This window comes from Microcoleus sp. AT9b-C3, assembly GCF_036705485.1.
GTDB lineage: Bacteria > Cyanobacteriota > Cyanobacteriia > Cyanobacteriales > Microcoleaceae > Microcoleus.
Genome location: NZ_JAUBUR010000049.1, coordinates 16,441 through 38,396 on the forward strand (window position 1 = coordinate 16,441; position 21,956 = coordinate 38,396).

A 21,956-nucleotide genomic window follows, 5' to 3' on the forward strand; every position below is an offset into this window, starting at 1 on the left:
ATTCTCAATCAGGTGTTCTGGCCTCCCGCGAAGCGACAACTTAATCTGCTTGGAGGGCCCGGACTCGCAGCCGGCTCCTCAAAGGGTTATTCCAAATAGAAGCATCTAGGAAGCAACAGGGTTTCTAGAGCCACAAAAAATTCATTGAATCTGATTTAACGTCACAACTCACAACTCAAAAATCAAAAATTTGAATGTTTCCCTTGAATATGAACGATAAGAATTCCGAAAGAAGCATCATACTAATTGTCGATGACAACCAAACAAATCTTGACGTACTTTTCGAGTTGTTAAGGAATTACGGGTTTAAAGTATTAGTGGCTCTAGACGGCGAAAGTGCGATCGAGCAAATTGACTACATCCATCCCGACTTGATTCTTTTGGATATCATGATGCCAGGAATTGACGGTTTTGAAACTTGCCGACGTTTGAAAGCAGACCCGTCAACGCAAGATATTCCCATCATCTTCATGAGCGCCCTTTCCGATACGCCTGATAAAGTAAGAGGCTTTCAGACAGGAGCAGTTGACTACATCACTAAGCCTTTCCAGCACGAAGAAGTTTTGAGCCGGATTCAAACCCACTTGACAATCCGCAGCTTGCAAAAAAAACTCGAAGAAAAAAACCTCGAACTTGCCCACCTCAACCAAAACCTGGAAAGACTTGTTGAACAAAAAACCAAGCAATTAATCAACCAGGAAAAAACAGCCATCATCGGACGTTTGACTCAGGGCATGGTTCACAACCTCAAAAGTCCGCTGCAAGTGATCCAGACTAGCGTCGATTTGATTGAAACAAAAGCCACACAAATTCAAGAAGACTCTCTGTTTAATTATACTAAGTATATTTTTCAAGCTGTCACAAAAATCAATCAGATCATGGATACTCTGATGATGAAAAGCCGAAACGAGCAAAAGCAAGATTTGCACCCGGTGAATATCAACGATTTAGTGCAGCGAGAAATTCAGCTATTGGAAGGCAACCTGTATTTTAAAAATAAGATTAGAAAAAAATACTTTTATGACGAAGAAATTGCTAGCATTCCATTAATTTATTCCTATCTTTCTCAAGTATTTTATAATTTAATCAATAATGCAATGGATGCTATGTGGGAAAAGAAAAGCAGAGAAATAACTATCGTGACTCGGCAAGACGACTCGAACATATACATGGATATTGCAGATACGGGATGCGGCATATCCTCTGAAGATTTGCCAAAACTTTTTGACCCTTTTTACACATCCAAGCCACCTAAAGGCGAGGAAAAAACCGAAGGGGAACCGACAGGCACCGGCCTAGGACTTTATACTTGTATTGAACTTTTAAAACCTTTTAACGGTGAGATTGCTATTAGCAGCAATGTCGGTCAAGGCAGCGTTTTTACAGTTGTGCTGCCCAAACCGCAGAAAAATTGAGCGACTCAACCGAGTTAAATGGTGTCCGGTTAGACAACCGTAATTAAGTGGGTAATTAGGTTTGTAGTAAGCAATGCAAGTCTTTGTTCCTTGCTCAAGAGAGGACTCGCATTCTCAATACAAATAGGCGCTAATTGCGGGTCACTAACTGAACACAATCTCAGCTCGTATCTTGTAAATTAACGGTAATTATCGTAGCTTAGTAGTAATACCATTTTGAAAAAAAAATGCCACTTTAGGCAAGCTTTAAACGGCTATTTAAAATCTAAAGTCTCCAATGCTATCAGCAATGCAAATCCTGATTACTCCGCGCTATTTTGACAAGGGAATTTCTTGATAATACCCGCCACGTGATTTATCCGTGGAATCAATCCAAAATCTAAAATCTAAAATCCTCAAGCCCCCGAATTTATCCGTGGGTTCAATCTAAAATCTAAAATCTAAAATCTAAAATCGAATGACTTGCCTCTTGCTATTTCCCTGCCAAAGGTTGTAAATTAAAAAAGAGTTGAGTTGCAATATTGGTAAGAGTATGATAGTTTTGGGCCACTAGGTTTGGGGCGAGGCGGAAAACTTGCAGCGAACAACTCAACTCTACAAATAAATCTGCGGGGTCTGCAAGCACACAGCCCATTCTCAAGCGTGCGGTTCAAGTTCCTCAATCATGAGCTAGGTAGCTGCATCCGCTGCTGAGATTTTATAATTACTAAAAAATAGCAAAAGGATAGCAGTAAAAAAAAATGCCACTGTACGCATGAACCAAAGGGCGATAGTCATCAGTCATTCCAAATCTCAAATCAAAAATATAAAATATAAAATGGTATGACATCTGTTTTTGAGTCAACTTTAACGCCTGCTTGTTTGAAAATTCTTTTAGTAGAAGACTGTGCAGAAGATGCAGAACTCATTCAAGAACTGCTGTCTGAACCCCAACTAGGAAAATCCATTGATCTGACTAATGTAGTTCGCCTCCGGGAAGCTAGAGAAATTTTAAGCGACAAAATTTTTGATGTAATTTTATTAGATCTTTCACTTCCTGACAGCCTAAAATTTAATACTTTTTTCCGACTTCAAGATTGCTGTATAAATATTCCGATCGTCATTCTGACAGCCGCAGATGACGAAGAACTGGCTGTCGAGTTAATTGCCGCCGGCGCCCAAGATTATCTGGTGAAAAGACAGGTAGACAGCCGGCTGCTGGTGCGGACGCTCAGGTGCGCGATCGCCCGCCAGAAACGGCAAGCAGAATGGCAAAAAAGTCAAGAAAAATACCAACAGGTTGTTGGCAATATCAAAGAAGTAGTTTTTGAAACAAATACGGCTGGCAATTGGACTTTTCTCAATCCGGCTTGGACGGAAATTACCGGATTTACCGTTGATGAAAGCTTAGGAACTTCCTGTTTAAGTTACATTCATTCTGAGGATAAACACCAATATTTAAATTCGTTTAGAGGTCGGAGACCGAATCAACAAATATCCTGTTGTTACCAAAGTCGATATGTTACCAAAAATGGGGAAATTCGGTGGGTAGAAGTGCAAGAATTTTTTATTTTTGGCGGGAACGGCGAGGCGCAGGGGACGACAGGAACTATTAATGATATTACAGATAAGATTTTAGCACTTTCCGAACTAGAAGCTAGTAAAAAGTTTTTGAATTATACAATCGATGCAGTTGCAGACCCACTTTTTGTCAAGGATGAACAGCACCGCTGGATACTGTTAAATGATGCTTTTTGTAAGCTGATCGGGAAGCAGCGCGAGGAACTGCTGGGCAAATCGGATTATGACTTTTTCCCAAAACAAGAAGCTGAGATTTTTTGGCATACTGACCAACAAGTGTTTAGGACGGGGAAAGAAAACGAGAGTGAGGAAATATTTACTGACGCCCACGGTGCAAAACATATTCTGTCTACTAAAAAAACTGTCTTTGAAAATACCGATGGTAGTAAAATTCTGGTGGGTATAATTCGAGATATCACTGAGGATAGGCGCAAACAATTAGCGCAGCAAGAAAGCGAAGCTAGACTGCGGCAACTTGCTGCAAATTTACCGGGAATAATTTATCAATTTCGTCTCTCAACCGACGGCCAAAAAAGTTTTCCTTATATTTCTTCGGGCAGCAACTATTTATTTGAATTGGAACCAGAAAATATTCAGCATAATCCTCAACTCCTTTTTAGTTTTATTCATCCAGATGATAGTCAAAAATTTGAAGAATCTATTGCTATTTCTGCGGCAAGTATGCAGCCCTGGCAGCAGGAATGGCGCGCGATTGTACCGTCGGGAAAACTTAAGTGGATGCAAGGGGTTTCGAGACCGGAACGAGTTAATTGTCAGACTGAAATAGCGCAGGAAGGGGATATAGTTTGGGAAGGCATGGTGCTGGATATTACTGATTTAAAACAGGCCGAGGCAGCTTTGCGGGAGAGTGAAGCCAGATTTCGATCGCTCGTTGAGAATATCCCCGGCGCTATCTGCCGCAGCTTGTACGATGCTGAGTGGACGATGGTATTTATTAGTGATGAAATTGAGGTCATTAGTGGGTATGCTGCTGGGGATTTTATTGGCAACAACGGCTTGAGTTTTGCCCGCATTGTCCACGAGGCAGACAAGGAAATGGTCGATCGACAAATCAGCGCAGCAGTAGAGTCGAAGCAGCCGTACAATCTAGAATACCGGATTGTTCGCGATGACGGGACGGTGCGGTGGATGTCGGAAAGAGGTAGGCCAACTTACAATCTAGAAGGGCTTGTTTTGTGGCTCGACAGAGCGATTTTTGATATTACCGATCGCAAACAAGCCGAAATGACTCTGTGCCTGGTAACTCAAGCTGTAGACAGCGCTAGTGATGCGATCGCGATCGCCGATTTGGATGGTTATTCCGTTTATCACAATCAAGCATTTATTCAGCGCTACGGCTATACAGTTGAAGAACTAAATAATGCCGGCGGCCCAGCAGTAATGTACCCCAAATCTCAAGATTTGAGAAAGTTATTTAGGGTACTGCGGAAAGGTTTTTCTTGGGAAAGTGAAATTGAAATTAAGAGTAAAAATGGCAATATTATAGAAACTTTCTTGCGAGCCAACTGCATTAAAGATAGCGCTAGTCAACCGATAGGAATGATAGCCATCATTGCCGACCTCACAGAAATCAAACGCACCGAATCGGCATTGAAACTCAGTCAAGAGCGATTGCAGTTGGCGGTTTCAGGCAGCTCTTTGGGCCTGTGGGATTGGAATATAGCTACTGGCGAAACTTATTTCGACTTTTATTGGAAATCAATGCTAGGCTATGCAGAAAACGAAATTGAAAATAACCTCAAAGGTTGGGAAAGTTTGGTGCATCCCGAAGACCGAGTGAAGGTAATGGAATGTTTAAATGCCTATTTGGAAGGTGAGACTGATATCTATGAATTTGAATTTCGGATGCTCAACAAAGCGGGCAATTGGCAGTGGATTCTGGCGATGGGCAAGGTAGTCGAGTACGACGAATGGGGTGCGCCGTTGCGGATAACAGGCACTCACAAAGATATCAGTGCCCGCGTTGCAGCAGAAGCCGAAAAAACTCAGTTGATCGCATCTTTGCAACAACTTGCCGAACAGTTGCAAGCAGCGCAAAAAATAGCCCGCATCGGCAATTGGGAATTCGATAGGGAGGCAGGAGTTATTACTTGGTCGGAGGAACTGTTTCGAGTTTACGGTCGAGAATTGAATCTGCCACCGACAATGGAAGAACTTTTGGAGCAAATTCATGCCGATGACAAAGAAAGGTTTGCAAAAGTTGTAGAAAAAGCAGTGACTGAAGGAACAGCTTACGATATCGATCACCGCATCTATTTTCCATCAGGAGAAATCAGGCACGTCAACTGTAAAGGACAAGCTATTAAAAATGAGTTGGGTCAGGTGGTGCGGCTGTTTGGCACGGCAATGGACATTAGCCATCGCAAAAAAGCAGAAATTGCTTTACAAGAAAGCGAACAGCGATTTCGCGCTGTCTTTGAACAAGCGGCGATTGGCATCGTCAAAGTGTGGCCAGACGGTCAATTTTTGAATGCAAATCAAGGGTTTTGTAATATTGTCGGATACTCAGAATTGGAGCTGAAATCACGAAATGTTGGGGATATTTCTCACCCCGAAGATGTAGCAGCCGATGTCGAGTCGCGTGACAGACTGTTAGCTGGGGAAATTTTTAATTATTCCATTGAGAAACGCTTTATTCGCAAAGATGGTTCATTTGTTTGGACTAATATGACTGTATCTTTAGTGCGGGAGGGGTTTGGGGAACCTAGCTATGTAATTGGTGTGATTGAAGATATTAGCGCTCGCAAACTTGCCGAGGCTATCTTGCGCCAGCAATTAAAGCGAGAACGCCTGGTGGTAGGAATGCTGGAACGCATTCGCTCTTCTCTCAATTTAGAAGAAATTTTGACAAAAACTGTTGCTGAAGTACGGCAATTTTTACAAACAGACCGGACAGTAATTTATCAGTTTAATCCCGATTGGAGCGGTTTTGTAAATGTCGAGTCAGTGGGCAAAAATTGGCTGGCTATTCAGGGAATAACTATTGACGATTCCTGCTTTGAAGACAGCTATGCTTCTGCTTACGAACACGGTCGTACTGTAGCTGTCGATGATATTTACCAAGCTGATCTTTCCGAGTGCTACATTAATTTATTAAGTCAATTTCAGGTGCGAGCTAATTTGGTAGTGCCAGTTTTGCAAGGCGAGAAGTTGTGGGGGCTATTGATTGCTCACGAGTGCGCGGGCCCCCGTCAATGGCAGGAAATTGAGGTCGAGTGTCTCAAACAAATTAGCGTGCAGTTGGCGATCGCGATCCAGCAATCAATGCTGTTTGAGCAAGCACAAAGTGAAATTGCCGATCGCAAACAAGCCGAGTCAGCTTTGCAGGAATCGGAAGCGCGAGAACGTTCAAAAGCGTTAGAGTTAGAAGCAGCTATTAACAAACTCCGAACGACTCAAGCTCAGCTCGTTCAAAATGAAAAAATGGTGAGCTTGGGTCAGTTAGTTGCTGGTGTTGCTCACGAAATTAATAACCCTGTTAGCTTTATTCACGGCAATCTCAATCCAGCTCGCAATTACACTTTAGATTTGCTGGAATTGATTAAAGTTTACCAGCATTACTGTCCTAATCCTCCAGCCCAAGTCTGGGATAAAATTAATCACATAGACTTGGATTATATTGCTGAGGATTTCCCGAAATTGTTTAATTCGATGCAAGTAGGAACCGAGCGAATTGTCGAGATCGTGAAATCGTTGCGTAACTTTTCCCGATTGGACGAGTCCGCTGCGAAGTCAGTTAACATTCACGAGGGAATTGATAGCACTTTGATGATTTTGCAAAATCGGTTAAAATCTCACAGCAGTCATGGAGAAATTAAGATAGTTAAAAATTACCAACTATTGCCACAAATTGAATGTTTTCCTGGCGAGTTGAATCAGGTATTTATGAATATTTTAATTAATGCGATCGATGCTTTGGAAGAACGGGACAAGCAGCGTTCTATCGAGGAGTGCGATCGACATCCAAGCACGATCGCTATTCGCAGTTATCAGGCTGGTGCCGGCTTCGTAGCAGTATCGATTGCGGACAACGGGGGGGGGATGCCGGAGTCAGTGCGATCGAGGCTGTTTGACCCGTTTTTCACGACTAAACCTGTGGGCAAGGGCACGGGTTTGGGATTGTCGATTTCTCACTCAATTATCGTCGATCGGCACGGCGGCCGATTGAGCTGTATTTCGACACCGGGAGAGGGAGCGGAGTTTTTGATTGAAATTCCAGTGCGGCCGAATTTAGCTGGTAGAAATTCAAATTTGGGGCAATAAATTAGCAATTGGTAATTGGAAATTGGGAAACGGAAATGGGTAATATCTCACATCTTGCACTATTCTCAAGAACAGGCAAGATGCCTGTTCCACAAGAAAATTCACTCTTTGTGGAACAGGCATCGTGCCTGTTCCTAAAGAAGTAATTGAGAATGGTGCAACATCTCAGTAATATCAAATACCGTAGCATCGGAATTCTACCCTGAAAGCGAGCATTATCCTTGCTCCGGGTCACTGGCTCGCATCCTGCTCGCACTGCCAGAGGAAAATTATTATTCCAATGGAAAGGTCAACAATATGAATTCTGAATTATGAGTAAAAAATTTAAACACGATGTTACTAATTATAAATTACTAATTACCTTGAATTATTACATAAAAATCGGAGAAGATTCCGAGTTACTGCTGGCCTGACAAATGCGATTTTTGCCTTCGGTTTTGGCTTGAAAAAGGGCGCTGTCAGCGCTGCGAATTAGGGTGTGGGGAGATTCTTGGGGAGAAGGAATCGCTGTCGCAATGCCGCAACTGAGGGTAACGTAGGGGCCGATCGACGATCGCGCGTGGGGCAGTTTCAAGCTGGCGATGCCGTCGCAAATTTTCCGGGCGACAGCGTTTGCCCCTTCGGCGCTAGTGTTGGGCAGCACTAGGGCAAATTCTTCGCCACCGTAGCGGGCAGTCAAATCCCCAGCCCGCTTGGTGGCGCTGGCGATCGCCCCGGCAACTTGGCGCAAACAATCGTCCCCGCCGAGGTGCCCATAAAACTCGTTGTAAAGTTTAAAAAAGTCGATGTCCAACATAATTAAAGACAGCGACAGTTTCTCTCTTGCCAATCTGCGCCACTCTAAGTTCAAAACCCGATCGAACTGGCGGCGATTGGCAATGCCAGTCAGTCCGTCAGTAGTTGCCAGTTGCTGCAATTTTTGATTGGCTATTGCTAGCTTGCGGTAAAGTTGAGATTGTTCGATCGCGATCGCCACTTGATTTGCCAAGTGCTGTAAAAAATCTATTTCCCACTGCTGCCATTCCCTGACACCGCTGCAATTGTATGCTGTCAACATTCCCCACAAACTATTGCCATTTTCTGCGATCGAATCCGGCAAATTTTTATCCTGCGCCTGCGGGTTGCCACTCGCCTGCTGCCAGATATAATTTTCTGCTGCATCTTGATTTTTCTCGACTTCCCAAACAGTGGCTTCTTGTGTTTCTTTTGCCGTTTCCCAGTCGCCTGATTGCCAAATTGGCACGCTGATAACTGCTGCAATTTCACAATCTGCCAGCAATTCTTTGCAACTGCCAGCCAAGGGGGCAGTATTGACATCTGCTATTGCTTGTACCGACTGGGATTCGACTAAAACAAAGCATGACACCGCTAAAGCAGCGCTAATATTTTGGTTTTCAATATAACCTTCTGGCAAACCGTCACCGGCGACGATCGCACCTTTTTGCTCTTCCCCGTCCAATTGAGACACCCAATCCTGACAGCGATAAATTAAAACGCGGTCTGTTTGGAGAAATTGGCGCACTTCTGCAACGGTACTTTGGAGAATGCTTGCCGGATCTATTGACGATCGAATATGTTCGATCATTTTGCCCAACAGCCGCTCTCGAAGAGCCTGCTGCCGCAATTGTTCTTCGATTTGCTGGCGTTCGATCGCGTAATGGATTGCCCGCACCAGCAGAGTTCTGTGAAATCTTCCCTTTACCAAACAATCTTGAGCGCCCCAGCGCAATACCGACCGGGCTATATTTTCATCGCTGATATCTGTCAGCACCACAATTGGCAATGTGGGCCATCGCCCTTTCAAAACTGCGATCGCCTCGCTTCCCCTCAAGCTATCTGACACTGACAAATCTAATAGTACGGCGTCAAACTTATCTACTTCCAGACGCCCAACTCCTATCTCCAGAGACTTAACAGTTTGGAGAAGAAATAGAGAATCGCTGAATGACCCTAGAAGGTCTTCGATCATTGTCGGCTCTCCGAGGTCATCCTCAACCAACAAAATTTTCAGACAGTGGTTACGTGTTAACACAACTATAGCGTTCGGAGCGGGTCGAAGGCAACTTTTTTGTTTTGAGAGCGATACTTGCTTGCGATCGGCAAATATTTCGGCTTATCAAATTCACTATACACTCAAACTATCCATTTAACCCTCAATTAAAGTTTACATATCCGGCGGTAGTGAAACGATTTCAAACCAATACTCACATAAAGTCTTCATTACTTCAAGCAATCCTTCAAAAGTGACTGGTTTGGATATGAAAGAATTGGCTCCCAATCGGTAACAAAGCAAGATATCTCCTCGGCGGTGGGAAGTTGTGAGCATTACAACCGGAATTTGTTGCAAATGAGGGTCCGATCTAATCAAAATTAGTGTTTCTCGTCCGTCCAGCCTCGGCATATTCAGATCCAAAAGTATCAAGTCTGGCTGGTGCCAATTGCTGCTACCAAGATATTGACCACGACGGTACAAGTAGTCTAGCACTTGTTCTCCATTTTCCACAAATTCGCTCGTAATTGCTAATGGAACTTCTCGCAGTGCTTCCTCCATCAAAAAGCGCGTATCCTCGTCATCGTTTGCTATTAAAAGAGTAAATTTTTTCTTATAATTCACCGCTTTGCCTCACTACGAACATCTTTTGTGAGGTTTCTGGACGAGCCGTCTCTGAGTAGCTGCAAAGCATCTCTTGCCATCATCCGGTAAATCTGGCTAACAACACTGACATTGTGTTGCACCAATTTACCGTTTTTCTCCATTTGCAAAGGTTTGCGAATCATGCTTGTTTCACTTGGCAGTCTGTCCGAGAACCGGCAAACTGCAAACACATCACAAATCCTTCTGGGCGAACTACTAGGGAAACTATCGCATCCCAAAGCAAGATGCTCTGGATACAGTTGAAAAAAATTAACAAGTCTTGCGCGCACCGCTGATTTATAAGTTGTATAAGGATAGAGCTAATAGATTCATATTGATAGATTTTTAGCTCGATGTCATCAGTGAATATGCTACACTTTATAAACATTTTTGTAAAGATGACATAAAGATATTTAAAGCTTAAGTAAAGGATGGGTAACAATCAAGCCATTTGGTGACAAGCCCCCGGATTTACAGCGGGTTCCAGATTTATAAAATACGCCCCAGAAACCGGGTTGCTTTAGAGTTATCGCATCATTAATAATTCTGTTCAATAAAGCCGGTTTCTCGCGCTCTACATCTACATGGAATATGCTGTATCAGTGAGGTCGCTTTCTTCAAATCTAAAATCTAAAATCTAAAATCTAAAATCGATTGACTGCTTCAGGCGGGCTACTGACTTCACTTTGGTATAGGAATAGAAAAATAAAAAGTCGAGCCTCGATGGGGTTCTGATTCTACCCACAGGCTGCCGCCGTGCCGATCGACTATTCTTTGACAAATAGCTAAACCGATACCAGTTCCCGAATACTGTTTTTGGGTGTGCAAGCGCTGAAAAATCTGAAAAATTCGCGGATGGTACTGTGACGCAATCCCAATACCATTATCCTGCACTGAAAACACCCAGCTATCCCCCTGACGCAAAGCGTCCACCTGCACCACCGGCGCTTCACTGCTGCGGTACTTAATGGCGTTACCAATTAAATTTTGAAACAGTTGCAGCAGTTGAAAACTGTCACCTTTTACCCTTGGCAAGTTCGCCCTAGTAACTGAAGCTTGATTCTCACGGATGGCCAAATGCAAATTAGCACAAGCATCCTCAAAAACCCGATTGCAATCTATCATCTCAAAAGGTTTCTGACTGCGACCTACCCGCGAATACTCCAGCAAGTCATCAATCAGCGCCTGCATCCGCTCGCAAGAATTAACAATATTGCGGATAAATTTATTCCCTTGGGCATCAAGTTGGTTGGAAAAGCGTTTTTCTAAGAGTTGAGCGTAGCCGGCAATCGTGCTCAAAGGCGCTTGCAAATCGTGAGAAGCCACGTAAGCAAACTGTTCTAGTTCGGCATTAGAACGAGTTAATTCTTGAGCGTAGCGGGTTTGAGTGTCTAAACTCTCTTGCAGCAATTCTTGTACCAGCTTGCGTTCGGAAATATCCTCGATCGCACAAATCAAATACTGCAGCGTCCCCTTGACATCGCGCATTGCCGAAACAGTAACATTTGCCCAGCGCACTTCCTGATCTTTGCATAGCAAACGCTTTTCCACAGAAAAAGTTTGAATCTTCCCGGATAACAGTGAGCGCAGGTATTCTCTGTCCGCTTCTCTGTCATCTGGGTGAGTAATTGCCTCCCAATTTTGCTGTAACAATTCGGATTGTGCATAGCGGACAATTTGACAAAAGCCGGGATTTACCCGTATAAATTTACCGCAAAGCGCGGTTTTAGCTATGCCGACTGCCGCTTGCTCGAATATCGCGCGGAAGCGTTCTTCGCTGTCTCGTAGGGCAATTTCTGCTCGTTTGCGCTCGGTAATGTTACGAAATGTTATTGCCAGACCATCGTTTAATTTCACAGCCACAATGTGCAGCCAAACAATTGTATCTCGCTCCTGTTCGTAATAAAATTCTTGGTCTACAGTTTCTCCTGTTTCTACTACAGAAACATACAAATCAAATAACCCGTTATTGCTAACTTTGGAAACTTTCGCTAACAAATTCTTGCCAACTATGTCATTTAATAGCAGACCATAAAATTTTTCAGCGGCAGGGTTGATCAAGAGCCACTGGAAATCTACAATATTTCCCTCACTGTTGCGGACAGCAGAATAAGCCACCACACAGTCTAATGAACTATTTAATATGCTAGAAAGCAGCGACTGTGACTGTTGCAGTTGATAATTTTGTTCTTTTAATTGCTGTTGCAGTTTTTGCAAGCGGACTTGCTTGTCGATGCGTGCTAAAACTTCTTCTACTTGAAATGGTTTAGTAATATAGTCAGCGCCTCCTACTCGAAAAGCTTGTAACTTATCGTTCATTTCATCTAATACGCTTAAAAATATCACCGGAATTTGTTCGGTTTCCGGTGTCGCTTTCAGTCTCCGACAAACTTCATAACCGTTCATTTCCGGCATTCTAATGTCGAGTAAAATTAAATCCGGGCAATGGCTGATCGCAACATTCAACGCCAGTGGACCGCAAATAGCTCGGTAAACTTGATACCCCTGGGATGTTAGCAGTTTGGATAAGAACCGCAGATTGCTTGGTTGGTCATCAACCACCAATACTTTAATTTCGCTATTATCCATTTATTTTAAACTCGATTGAGTTAAATCCATTATCTTGTCGAGTCGGTAATCGGCAAGCAAATCTTTTAAAGCCTCAGCTAAAGTTGGATGACTTTCCCAGATACGATCGACAAGTTGAATCGCCAGCTCTTCATTAACATCATTAGCTGCGTCGTAGAGTTCCTGCACCCAGCTTTGAGGCATCTGAGCCAGTAGCCCTCCGAAAAATGAATCGGGTTTTTCGTTCACACAATAACGCCGTAAAGCCCCGACTGGGAGCCGGGGCAACTCTTGATAAAGATAGCGCACTCCCAAGTAGCAAGCCATCTTATCAAAGAGGATTTGTTCTTGAAAAGGTTTTCGCACAAAATCGTCGCAACCTGCGGCGATAATTTCGCCTTTTTTTTCCTCAAAAGTGCTAGCAGTCAGAGCAATAATTACAGTTCGCCACTGAGTTGGTTTCTCTTTCGCTCTAATTTGCCGGACAGCTTCAAAACCGTCCATTACTGGCATTCGCGTATCCAGCCAAATTAAATGAGGCTGCCAACTTTCCCAAAGTTCAACCGCTTGGTAGCCATTTTCCGCTTCTCGGACTTCAAAACCAATTGGTTGCAACATTTTAACCAGCAGCAGCCGATTTTCTTGATTATCGTCAACTGCTAAAATCCGATAAACCGGTTGATCTGCTTCTAGTCCGATCACCCGCTGCAATGTCGCCACCGTTATTTCAGACGAAATAGCGGCAAATACTCGGATATTAAATTTAAAACTGCTTCCCTCACCTAAAACACTTTTTACCCAAATATCCCCACCCATTATCTGCACGTATTTTTTAGTAATTGTCAAACCCAAGCCCGTACCATCAGCCGCTTTTCTCCCCGCTTGTGTTTGCACGAAAGCATCAAATAAAGTATCAATTTCTGCTGTTGCTATGCCAATTCCTGTGTCTTCAACTTCAAACAAAATTAACAAGGGTTCGACTGAGGGAGAGTTATGATGACTTGCCGATTCTCCAGGCGGTGGCTGGTTGCTTTCCACGCTCACGCGCAGCCAAATACGGCCCCCGTCGTGAGTAAATTTCATGGCATTTCCCAGCAGGTTAATTAAGCAGACGCGCAGCTTTTTTTCGTCAGTTTTTATATATTGGGGAACATTCACCTCCACGGAAAATCTCAGTTGCAATTGTTTGGTTTCAGCTTTTATTTGAAACATTTCTTCGAGAGTATCGAGGAGTTGATAAAGGTCAAAGCTGCGTTCATCTAAGCCAATTATCCCTGCTTCTATTTTCGACAAGTCTAAAACATCGTTAATTAGTTCCAGCAGATGTTGACCGCTGCGGTTAATAATTCGGAGATTTTCGAGATTTTCGTGGCTGAGCAAAGAGTCGCGGCTCATGACTTGGGTAAAACCCAGGATGGCGTTCAGGGGAGTCCGCAATTCGTGGCTCATGTTGGCAACGAATTGACTTTTGGCGAGCGATGCAGCGGCCGCTGCTTCTTCGGCCTTTTTGCGTTCTATTATTTCTTCTTGCAGTTCTTTATTGCGATTGAGCAATTGTTTTTTCAGTCTCTGGATAGTCAGTTGGTGCTCGATTCGCGCTAAAACTTCTGCTACATGAAACGGTTTTGTGACATAATCTACTCCTCCAACTTGAAAGGCGGTTAGTTTGTCCAATACTTCATCTAAAGCGCTGATAAAAATAACGGGAATTTCTGATGTTTTAGGATCTTCCTTGAGCTGTGTGCAGACTTCGTAGCCGTCCATTTCCGGCATTTTGATGTCGAGCAAAATTAAATCGGGAGAACCTGAGCGCGCGGCTCTGATTGCCATTTTGCCGTTAATTACGCCGCGGACTTTGTAGCCCCGATCGGCCAGCGTTGCTGATAAAACTTGCAAATTTTCTGGAGTATCGTCAACAATTAATATGTTGCCTTTATTTTCTTCTATTTGATTTTGGGTCATCGATCGCTATTTTTTGTTAATTTAAGAATTGTTGAAATTATGAAAACTGGTTAAATGCTAATTATAGCACTTTCTCCTCAATCAACTCCTTTTATATTTACAGAACTTATCCTAGTGAAGTTTTGAGATATGAGATTTGAGATTCAAGAATTGAGAATGACTGATGATTACCAGGGTGTGGAGCTTGGCTACAAGTAAATTAGCCGATCGCCCGCAGGCGAGTTTACAAATAGGCGATCGACCTACATCATCCATAATCCTGAACCTGCCCCTATCCTTTCTTTTTTCATCCTTCAACAATTTCTAAACTCCTCAATCAAATCGATAATCCGATCGCACCGGAAGTTATTCGCCAAATCGGCGATCGCGCTGCGGAAACTCGCATTAATAGGAGGAATCGACAACAGCCGAAAAATCTCCTCGTTATCAACCGCATCCGCCGCAGAATACAATTCATCAACCCATTCAGCAGGCATACCTTCCAAAAATGAAGTATTGAGCGTAAAAGCCAAATCAGCCGTTTCAGTTGCCGTGGAAACCTCGGCGGACACCGCAGCATCAGAACTTAGCGAAGCTTCTCGATCATAAACATAGCGAACTCCCAGATACTTAGCCATCTTTTCCAAAATCACTTGCTCCCGAAAAGGCTTCGCTACAAAATCATCGCAACCAGCAGACAAAATCAGCGATCGCTCCTCATCAAAAGCACTTGCAGTCAGAGCAATAATCACCGTTGCTTGACCTTTCAAATGTGCTTTAATCTGTTTAGTAGCTTCGTAACCGTCCATCACCGGCATCCGCATATCCATCCAAATCAAATGAGGTTCCCAACTCGACCACATTTCCACAGCTTGAACGCCATTTTCAGCGTCCCGCACCGCAAAGCCAAGGGATGTAAGCATTCTGACCAACAGCAAGCGGCTTTCGAGGCGATCGTCAACAGCTAAAATCCGGTATTCTGGCTGTCCGGGTTCGAGACCCACCACTCGGCGAGCTGTTTGAGCTACCTGAATTTCCACTGCATTAGGGAGCGAAACTTTAACATCAAATCTAAAAATACTGCCGCGCCCGAGGGTGCTTGTTACCGTCATCTTCCCTCCCATTAACTGAACGAACTGCTTGCTGATGGGCAAGCCTAAACCGGTTCCTTCTTGAGCTTTTTTCCCGCTTTCTGTTTGCGCGAAAGGTTTAAACAAATTCTCCATTTCTTCCGCAGAAATTCCTGAACCCGTGTCTTCCACTTCAAATAGCAAAGAGCAATTATTACTTGGCGAAGCCTGTGGGTTATTTTTATTTTTTATCACCTCATGTTTGAGTCTCAAATTAACACCACCTTCCACCGTAAATTTAATAGCATTTCCGACGACATTTATCAATACTTGTCGCAACTTACTTTCGTCACTTTCTATATATTGAGGGAGAGCGTGGTGGCAATCAAAAATTAACTGCAACCCTTTTTTTTCGGCTTGCAGTTTCAGCATATTTTCCGTATTTTTTAGCATTTTGTGCAAGTCGAAGGTGCTGTTATTAAGTGTCACCAGCCCGACTTCAATTTTTGACATTTGGAGAATATTGTTGATCAGAACGAGTAAATGTTCTCCGCTCTGGGTAATAATTCCTAAGTATTGCTGTTGGTCGGCACCGAGGTCTGGGTCGCGGGCTAGCAGTTGGCTGAAACCGAGAATTGCGTTGAGGGGAGTTCGCAACTCGTGGCTCATATTCGAGAGAAATTCGCTTTTTGCCCTGTTCGCTCTGTCGGCTTCTTCTTTGGCTTTTTGCAGGGCTATTTCAGCTTGTTTGCGTTCGGTAATATCGCTAGCAGTTCCTGTGGTGCCGATGATGTTTCCTTCAGCGTCCATGCGCGCGATCGCCTTGGTATTTACATCAATCTTTCTGCCGTCTTTTCCTACTACTATATTTTCGTACTGAAACACAGTTTTTCCTGTCAGCAAGCGCTGCTGAAGTTCCCATTTCCAGTCTATTTCTCCTGGTGCCAAGAAATCGCTAAAAGTACAGCCTAGCATTTCTTCAGGCTCATAACCGTAGATTTGTTTAACTGCTTGGTTCACAAAAGTAATGTGTCCTTCTGCATTGCAAGACCAGATAATATCTTGGGAAGTTTCAACTAAATGACGGTATTTTTCTTCGCTCTCTGCAAGGGCTATTTCTGCCAGCTTGCGTGGAGTAATGTCCATCAAAGTTGTGAAGAGTTTTGTCACTTTACCTTGTTGGTTGACAACTACTTCTCCTCTGGATTCGATGTAGCGGATGAAGCCTGCTTCACTTATTTGTGACGGGGAATTATCCGCAGCAATTTTCGCTTCCGGTCGCAGAATTCGATATTCCAAACTGTAAGATTGACCGCTAGCAATAGCAGTGTCGATCGTTGTTTGCCACTTTTGTCGATCGTCGGGATGCACGTATTGCGAAAACTCAGTTAATGTTGGCGCAGCTTGGGTTGGATCGAGTCCAAAAATCCGAGATAATTCCTCAGACCAAGTAGTTGTGTTGGCAGAGAAATCGCATTCCCAATTACCGACACGGGCGATTCTTTGGGCTGCTGCTAAAGAAGCCGCTACAGCTCGGAGTTTTTCTTCGGCTAATTTGCGATCGCTAATATCTTGAATCACAGAAATCACGCAGGTTTCGCCATGAATCTCAATGATTTCTGCTGACAGCAGCCCGGTTCTGAGTTCCCCGGTTTTAGTGCGAAAATCAAATTCGTAGTTGAGAATAATTTGTTTTTCATCTAACATTTTAAACAACTCGGTGCGGGCTTGTATATTTTCCCAAAGATTCAAATCAAGCGCCGTGCGATCGAGGATTTCTGCGGCTGAATAACCGATTGTCTGGCAAAAAGCCTCATTAATTTCTAAATAACGACCGTCATTAAGTCTGGTAATAGCAATCGGGTTGGGAGAAGAACGAAAAGCTTTAGCAAACTTTTCCTCAGACAAGCGCAGTTGTGCAGTCCTCTCCTCGACTAAAGTTTCCAATTCTTGATTTAGCTTTTGAAGTTGAGCATTTTGTGCCGCTAATTGCTTCTCCCTAAAATAGCTGTTAATCGCTTCTTTTACAGTCAACTTCAAATCTTCGGACTGCCAAGGCTTCGATATGTAGCGGTACAGTTTAGCATATTTAATAGTATTCGCCACTGCTTCTAGGTCGGCTTGCCCCGTCAGCATAATTTTGATAGTTTTTGGCGACATTCTGTGAATCTGCTTCAGCAATTCGTCCCCTTTGATATTCGGCATCAGATAGTCGGAAATCACTGCTACGATTTCGCAGCCCTCTGCCAGCAATTCCTCGATTAACTCTAAAGCATCTTCGCCGCCTTCAGCGGTTTCTAATAAGTTTTCTTCCCCTAGGGTTTTTTTTAACTCTATTTTCAAACTTTCAAGAATTATCGGTTCGTCATCCACACAAATAATCACAGGTTTATTGTTCATTGTTTGCCAAACCCGATTTTATAGTTTCTACTAATTCTTTGCGATCCCACGGCTTGTACAAACAGCGGTGCAAGTTTGCTTGCTCTTTCACCCGTGCTATTGCTACTTCGTCGGCTTGTCCGGTCAGCATAACTTTCACAATTGTAGGATATTTTTGGTGGACCAGAATCAAAAAATCATCTCCTTTAATCCCTGGCATTAACCAGTCAGATACTATGACCAAAATATCACTTTCCTCTTCTTCTTGAATTTCATCCATAATTTCCAGAGCTTCATCTGCATTTTCTGCTACTTCATAGAGGTAAGCATCCCCAAATTCTTTTTTAAGTTGAATTTTTAAACTATTTAATACCACAACTTCATCGTCAACGCACAGAATTACTGGTTTAGGCATAAAACTACTTTACTTCTATTAATTTCTAAAACTTGGGCTTTCTCCTCTTTTTTAAATTGCTCTCAAGGAATTTCGATGGGCAAGGATATAGTAAATTTTGTTTGACCAGGCACGCTTTCTACTTGCAGTTCACCTTGGTGTTTTTCGAGAATTTTTTGAACAATATCTAATCCCAAACCACTGCCTTCCCCTGGAGGTTTAGTTGTGAAAAACGGCTCAAAAATTCTCGGCATAATTTCTGGGGTAATGCCTGGACCACTGTCGGTAATACTGACTGATATTGCGTTCGCTTGGTGTTTGACATCAATTTTTAACACTCCTTTGTTGCCCATCGCTTGTAAAGCATTGTGAACCAAATTTGTCCAAACTTGATTGAGTTCATCAGGATAGCATAGCACAGAGGGCAAATTAGTACCATAGTTTCTGACTACTTCCACACCGTGTTTGATTTGGTAGTGGTAAAGCGTTAAAACAGTATCAATACCGTCGGTAATATTAGCAATTACTTTGGAACCAGACTGGTCGTAACGAGAGTAGCTTTTTAAAGCAAAAACGATTTTTGCTGCCCTATCTGTAGCAGTAGCAATATTTTTAGTGCTTTTTTGTACCGTAGCAAATTGGTAGGCAGTTTGTACAATATTTCGACTTTGGCTGTCTTTCAACAAAGGTAAAAAAGGTTCTACATTATTGCCGATGCCGATATCTAATAAAGTACAGGCAAGACTGGCGGCGTCGTCAATGTTTTCGGATTCTAATTGCCCCTGCAAAAGTTTCTTTAACTGACGTTTTTCTTTACTAGATAATGTATCTGTTTCTTGAGTAGACTGGTGTAGCAAAGCAAAGAAATCCTGTCGCCGATCCGGGGATAATTGTTGAAAAAATATCGGCAACTGCTGCAATTGTTCGGTCCAGAAGTCGGCAATGTTCTGCACAGAAGAGCGAATCGCCCCTAAAGGAGAATTGATTTCATGAGCAACTCCGGCAATTAACTGTCCGAGGGCTGCCATTTTTTCTGATTGAATGAGTTCTTTTTGAGTCCGCTTCAGTTCTTCTAAAGTATGAGATAATTCTGCATTTTTTTGGCACAGCGCTGACTCGGCTATTTTGCGGGCGTTGATGTTGCGGGCAACCCAAATAACTGCATCTTTTGAGAACAGAGAAATGCAGGCGGAAAACCAAATTTCGCGACCACAAACTGTTAAGCTGTAGTCAAAATTGAGAGTTTGTTGTGTTTCTAACACTTGCTGAACTAACACCCACCAATCATCCGGGTTGTCGTCGTCAAAAAAATGTTCTATGGTCAAGCTGACTATATCACAATCAGGCTCAGAAGCCGCTGCCACATTCGTTGGCAAAACTTCTATGTTCCGCTGACTGTCTAGCACGAGAACGATGTCGGTCATCGCTTCAAAAACGGCGCGGACTTTCCTTTCAGAAAAGTGCAATTTTTCTTCTAGCAATTTTCTCCCACTAATTTGTTGCTGCAATTCTTCGTTACTGGCTGCTAGTTGAACCGTGCGGTCGAGAACTCGCTGTTCGAGTTCGGTGTTGAGGCGGCGAACTTCAGCTTCAGCGGTGGCGCGGTCTTGTATTTCCTTTTTCAACTGACTGTTGGCATTAATTAATTCTAAAGTTCGCTGTTTGATTTGTTCTTCCAAATTATCATTTAAAGTTCGCAACTTTTCCTCGACTTCTGTTCTCCGCAACGCTTCTTTTTGCAAATCTTCGTTCATTTTGTTCAACTCCTGAATTTTGTCGGCAACTGTTTCCTGCAAAAGCTCGACATTTGCGTGCATTTCTACGGGATCTAAGGCCTGCAGCAGGCTAATTTCAGTCACAATTCCGGCTAAATATCCTTCCTCGTCCACCACCACCAAGCGCCGGATGCCGTGCTGCTGCATTAACTGGTGAGCCTGCCACAAGGTGGCTTTTACCTGCAACGGTATCAGCGGGAAACTCATGGCGGCGGTGACGGGAGTACGTGCGAAATCTACTCCAGAAGCTTGGAATTTAACAATGTCGCGTTCTGTAATGATGCCCACAGGTTTCTGATTTTTGTTGTCGCTGTCAGTGCAAATGACTATGCAGCTTTTCCGCTGAGCTCTCATCTGTTTTGCGACTTCTAAAAGTGAGGCGCTGCTTGAGGTAACTATTAATTGTGTCGTCATAATTTCTTCGGCGCGCCACATTTTCAGCAAGTCGGCCGGTTTGAGGATTTGACGGATGCTTTCGCAGGTGATAGCGCCTAGCAAGTTGCCACCTTCGTCTGTGAGGGGTAAATGACGGATTCTTTTGGATCGCAATATGCTCAATACCTGGAAGATATTCCCCGCTTTATCGAGGTTCAGGGCGATCGGGTTTTCAGTCATCACCTCAGAAATTGCCACCCCTGCTAGCGGTATTTCGCTAGCAGTTATTTTCACCACATCGCGTTCTGTAAAAATTCCGAGCAATTGCTGCTCAAACGCGATTAAAATGCAACTGGCACTCGCCTGAGTCATGGCAGCAATTGCGACTTTCAAGGGTGTGTCTGGAGGTAGCACGGGTGGTTTGGGGTCGATCGCCTGTTCTAGCAATCTTTGGGTATCACAAACTGTTGTTGACATGGGCAAATCAAGGGGGATAGATGCAGGCGGAACCGGCACTTAATACCATTTTAGATTTCTGATTTTACAGTCGCGGCACGCTCAGCGCAATCGAGATTTGACATCGGTCTAGAGTTGTAATTTTAGTCCCGCATTGGTATGATTTTTAGTGCGATCGCGCTAAAGGGCGATCGGAATTAACACCATACACGTCCTTTGACCGATAACTGATGTTACTTCTATTTTACCCGAATGTTTTTCCACACTTTTTTTAATAATCTCCCGTCCCAACCCGCTGCCTTCGTTGGCGGGTTTGGTGGTAAAGAACCGATTAAATATTTGTGGCAAAATTCCCCAGTAATTCAGTTGCCACTGACGATCCGGCTCTGATTTTCTGCTGTCACCTCTACTTTTAAAAGTCGGCAATTCTCTATCGCTTGTCAACCATTGTGCATCATATTTATAGGAACTTGTTTGAGTTCGTCTGGCTCAGACAAGAATTTAGGCTGTGGAGATTGAGAATTTCTGACAATTTATACTCTGTACTTTAGCTATTTTACTCAAAAATTAATAGAGTTTTAATCGACCATTAATATAAACAATTATTTTTTGTATACAGTTAGAGCGAGAAGTTTTTGGAAAATTAAAAATTATTTTTGTGGCTCTCTATAGCAAATTCTCTTCTTGGGAAGCTGTTAATAAATGCCAGAGACTATCTGCCTGAATCAGCCATTTAAGCACCCTTTGATGAAATATTGGGTTGCAGTGCAAGTTTATGGATTCCTTCTGTTGAGCAAGCAGGTTACTAGATTCAGAAATCTCGCTTTTTATTTCTGTAAGTTCTTGCCCTACAAAATAGGAATATTGCGATTTTTGGCACAATAACCGACAACTTCCAGCTCAGCATTTTTGAGAGCACTTTAATAGCTTTCTCGGAACATTGGCCGGGTTTCCCTGAGATGAAACTTGCTGTGAGCGATACAAGCTGCTACTAAATATAGCACTTATCAGAAAGATGAGGTATAATGTAACTGACTTGAACAGAATGAAAAATATAAAACCCCAAAATGTAATGTTATGCAATCTAATTAAATGGAGCGGGAG

The 21,956-nt window shown here is 43.2% G+C and carries 12 protein-coding genes; 2 read left to right on the top strand and 10 right to left on the bottom strand.

Features of this window, described 5'->3' with window-relative positions; all coding sequences use genetic code 11:
- Positions 1 to 194 precede the first annotated feature (194 nt).
- A complete protein-coding gene (locus QUB77_RS28140; RefSeq protein WP_333180427.1) occupies positions 195 to 1,415 on the top strand; it encodes a hybrid sensor histidine kinase/response regulator in 1,221 nt (406 codons plus the stop codon).
- Positions 1,416 to 2,237: 822 nt separating this feature from the next.
- Positions 2,238 to 7,259, top strand: a complete 5,022-nt coding sequence (locus tag QUB77_RS28145; RefSeq protein ID WP_333180428.1) for a PAS domain S-box protein — start codon at positions 2,238 to 2,240, stop codon at positions 7,257 to 7,259.
- Between the two features lie 370 nt (positions 7,260 to 7,629).
- Here the strand turns inward: QUB77_RS28145 and QUB77_RS28150 are convergent, their stop codons facing one another.
- The 10 genes from QUB77_RS28150 to QUB77_RS28195 form a co-directional block, all read right to left on the bottom strand.
- Positions 7,630 to 9,291, bottom strand: a complete 1,662-nt coding sequence (locus tag QUB77_RS28150; protein WP_333180429.1) for a diguanylate cyclase domain-containing protein — start codon at positions 9,289 to 9,291, stop codon at positions 7,630 to 7,632.
- Positions 9,292 to 9,423: 132 nt separating this feature from the next.
- Positions 9,424 to 9,873, bottom strand: coding sequence for a response regulator (locus tag QUB77_RS28155; RefSeq protein WP_333180430.1), 450 nt, complete (start codon positions 9,871 to 9,873; stop codon positions 9,424 to 9,426).
- Positions 9,870 to 10,037 (bottom strand): hypothetical protein, encoded by a 168-nt coding sequence (locus tag QUB77_RS28160; protein WP_333180431.1) that lies wholly within the window; start codon positions 10,035 to 10,037, stop codon positions 9,870 to 9,872. Before QUB77_RS28160 ends, QUB77_RS28155 begins: the two co-directional genes overlap by 4 nt.
- A 538-nt stretch (positions 10,038 to 10,575) precedes the next feature.
- Positions 10,576 to 12,483: a PAS domain S-box protein gene (locus QUB77_RS28165; RefSeq protein WP_333180432.1), complete on the bottom strand. Its 1,908-nt coding sequence runs from the start codon at positions 12,481 to 12,483 to the stop codon at positions 10,576 to 10,578.
- A complete protein-coding gene (locus tag QUB77_RS28170) occupies positions 12,484 to 14,424 on the bottom strand; it encodes a response regulator (RefSeq protein ID WP_333323605.1) in 1,941 nt (646 codons plus the stop codon).
- A 111-nt stretch (positions 14,425 to 14,535) separates the two neighbouring features.
- On the bottom strand, positions 14,536 to 14,679 hold the full coding sequence (locus tag QUB77_RS28175) for a hypothetical protein (protein ID WP_333323607.1): 144 nt from the start codon (positions 14,677 to 14,679) through the stop codon (positions 14,536 to 14,538).
- A 38-nt stretch (positions 14,680 to 14,717) separates the two neighbouring features.
- Positions 14,718 to 17,873 carry a PAS domain S-box protein gene (locus QUB77_RS28180; protein ID WP_333323609.1) on the bottom strand — a complete coding sequence of 1,052 codons (3,156 nt, stop codon included), beginning with the start codon at positions 17,871 to 17,873 and terminating at the stop codon, positions 14,718 to 14,720.
- Positions 17,863 to 18,267: a response regulator gene (locus QUB77_RS28185; protein WP_333323611.1), complete on the bottom strand. Its 405-nt coding sequence runs from the start codon at positions 18,265 to 18,267 to the stop codon at positions 17,863 to 17,865. Before QUB77_RS28185 ends, QUB77_RS28180 begins: the two co-directional genes overlap by 11 nt.
- Positions 18,268 to 18,329: 62 nt before the next feature.
- Positions 18,330 to 20,873 (bottom strand): CBS domain-containing protein, encoded by a 2,544-nt coding sequence (locus QUB77_RS28190; RefSeq protein WP_333323613.1) that lies wholly within the window; start codon positions 20,871 to 20,873, stop codon positions 18,330 to 18,332.
- A gap of 159 nt (positions 20,874 to 21,032) precedes the next feature.
- Complete coding sequence (locus QUB77_RS28195) at positions 21,033 to 21,296, bottom strand: ATP-binding protein (RefSeq protein WP_333323615.1); 264 nt, start codon at positions 21,294 to 21,296, stop codon at positions 21,033 to 21,035.
- Between the last annotated feature and the right edge of the window lie 660 nt (positions 21,297 to 21,956).

Excerpts from the sequence above, each read along its gene's own strand:
- QUB77_RS28190 (WP_333323613.1), bottom strand. The coding sequence starts at position 20,873 with ATGTCAACAACAGTTTGTGATACCCAAAGATTGCTAGAACAGGCGATC.
- QUB77_RS28140 (WP_333180427.1), top strand. The coding sequence starts at position 195 with ATGTTTCCCTTGAATATGAACGATAAGAATTCCGAAAGAAGCATCATA.
- QUB77_RS28160 (WP_333180431.1), bottom strand. The coding sequence starts at position 10,037 with ATGATTCGCAAACCTTTGCAAATGGAGAAAAACGGTAAATTGGTGCAA.
- QUB77_RS28180 (WP_333323609.1), bottom strand. The coding sequence starts at position 17,873 with ATGAACAATAAACCTGTGATTATTTGTGTGGATGACGAACCGATAATT.
- QUB77_RS28175 (WP_333323607.1), bottom strand. The coding sequence starts at position 14,679 with ATGGATGATGTAGGTCGATCGCCTATTTGTAAACTCGCCTGCGGGCGA.
- QUB77_RS28145 (WP_333180428.1), top strand. The coding sequence starts at position 2,238 with ATGACATCTGTTTTTGAGTCAACTTTAACGCCTGCTTGTTTGAAAATT.
- QUB77_RS28185 (WP_333323611.1), bottom strand. The coding sequence starts at position 18,267 with ATGCCTAAACCAGTAATTCTGTGCGTTGACGATGAAGTTGTGGTATTA.
- QUB77_RS28170 (WP_333323605.1), bottom strand. The coding sequence starts at position 14,424 with ATGACCCAAAATCAAATAGAAGAAAATAAAGGCAACATATTAATTGTT.
- QUB77_RS28165 (WP_333180432.1), bottom strand. The coding sequence starts at position 12,483 with ATGGATAATAGCGAAATTAAAGTATTGGTGGTTGATGACCAACCAAGC.